1 protein-coding gene is annotated in these 2074 nt (G+C 35.8%); it reads left to right on the top strand.

Translation table 11 applies throughout. The features are described from left to right. Positions 1–506: 506 nt before the first annotated feature. Entirely contained in the window at positions 507–2024 is a 1518-nt protein-coding gene (locus TSYNT_RS00780) for an IS1182 family transposase (RefSeq protein ID WP_059031288.1), read from the top strand. Positions 2025–2074: the final 50 nt, after the last annotated feature.

Below are 2074 nucleotides of genomic sequence, written 5' to 3'. Positions count from 1 at the left end.
ATACATCTAGAAGTTTTTGAGCATCTCCGCCTTTTTCAAGATACTCTTTAGCAAGACTTACTGCACCTTCTTCATCCATATCTACTATTTTGTTGAAAAGTTCATCAAGCACTTTACCTTCCCCCTTATGATTGAGTAATGAAATTTAATGGGAAAATTGAAGATTGTTTGGTTTATCATCTCCTTTTTACAATATTCAGATTAATTTAAAGAACCACTTGTAAATGCATTTGCAAGACTAGTATATACCAGTATATTTTAATTGTCAACTGATTTTGAATTTATTTATTTTTAACACAGCATATGGGATAAAATAGGAAAGAATAGCACAGAGGGACGGTTCGAGACCACTGAAAAAGTCCCCCCCATAAAAGAAATCTGATTCTAAAATTAAACACAAGAAAATGATTAAAAGCCTTGAAATGTCTGGCTTTAAGGTACCAAAAACCCCTTATTCATGGTATAATATAAGTATGATCAAATACCAATCAAAAGGGGTTTTTCTAATGCTTCGACTTAAGCCAAAGCAACTGAGTTTTCATTCATTGCTGTACGACAAAATTCCGGAAAATCACATACTAAAAAGGATAGATTCAGTGGTTGATTTTTCTTTTATCAACGAACTGCTAAAAGGCAGCTATTGCAAAGAGTTTGGCCGTCCTGCAAAAGAACCGGAAATGATGTGCAAGCTGCTTTTCTTGCAGCATCTATATAACCTTTCGGATGAAAGAGTAATAGAGGAAGCAAGCATAAACCTTGCCTACCTGTATTTTATAGGCCTCAATCCTGAAGATGCCCTTCCGGATAAAAGCCTGCTTTCAAAATTCAGGACCCATCGCTTGGAGGAATCAACCTTAGACGAAATCATAACAGAAATCGTAAGACAATGTGTAGAAAAGGGAATCATAGAAGGAGGCAGCGTAAGCATAGATACTACCCATATACAAGCAACTACCATTAAAAAAACCCCTGAACGGTTAATGAAACATTTAGGAAAAAAGATCATTAAAACATATACAGAGGAAACGGGAAAAACCTTAGAAGATATACCCGAAGCGCCGGCCTACAAGGAAATTGAAGATCATAAAGAGGCTAAGGCCGAAATGAAAGAATACTTAGAGACTGTAATAGATAAAGTAAACGAAAATTTATCCGCAAATGAACAAAAGACCAAGGAAGCAATAAACAAAGCTAAGGAAATATTAGACGCCCCTAAGTTTATAAATCAAAAAGGAGTGCGTTCGCTAATAGCCGAAGACGCAAGAGTCGGCTATAAAAGTAAAAACCATAATTATTTCGGCTATAAAACCGAGTTTGCCATGACAACGGATGAACGCATCATCACTTGCGTAAGAACAGCGAACGGAGCATATACCGACGGAAACCACACAAAAGAAATGCTTGAACAAACAAAAAAAGCCGGCATAAGGATTGATGAAGTTTATGCAGATAAAGCGTATTTTAGAAAACCCATACTGGATGATATAAAAGAAATAAATGCAAAAGCCTATATACCTGTAAGCGAATCAGTCTATAGAATCGATGAAAGTGAATTTACATATAACAAAGACTCCGACCAGTGGCAGTGCAGCCAAGGCAACATAACAGAAAAAAGGAGGCATTTTAAATCTAAAAAAGACAAAAAAGAAACCTACAAATACTATTTTGAAATAAATCAGTGCAAGGCATGCCCCATACACGATAAATGCTGCAAAAGAAGTTCGCGTAAAATTCTCAATGTAGGTTTAAATACACCGGAGTTTTATGAAATATCGCAGTACCAAAAAACCGAGGAGTTTAAGGAAAAATACAAAAAGAGAGCTTCTATCGAAGGCAAAAATGCCGAACTTAAACGATTTCACGGGCTGTATCGAGCAAGGGGATACGGTCTGTTAAGCGTGTCCATACAATCGAAACTAGCCGCAATAGCGGTAAAAATAAAGAGGATAGCAGCAAAAGTATCATCTTTTTTTATTTTGTTTTTTAAAAAACCTATATTTTCCAGAGCAAATCTTGGTTTTTGATATTTTTTGATGAAACCAGGATAAAAAAGGCTAGTTTTTCTGTGATCTCG

This window comes from Tepidanaerobacter syntrophicus (assembly GCF_001485475.2).
GTDB lineage: Bacteria > Bacillota > Thermosediminibacteria > Thermosediminibacterales > Tepidanaerobacteraceae > Tepidanaerobacter > Tepidanaerobacter syntrophicus.
This window is presented reverse-complemented; position numbering and strand designations above follow the sequence as displayed.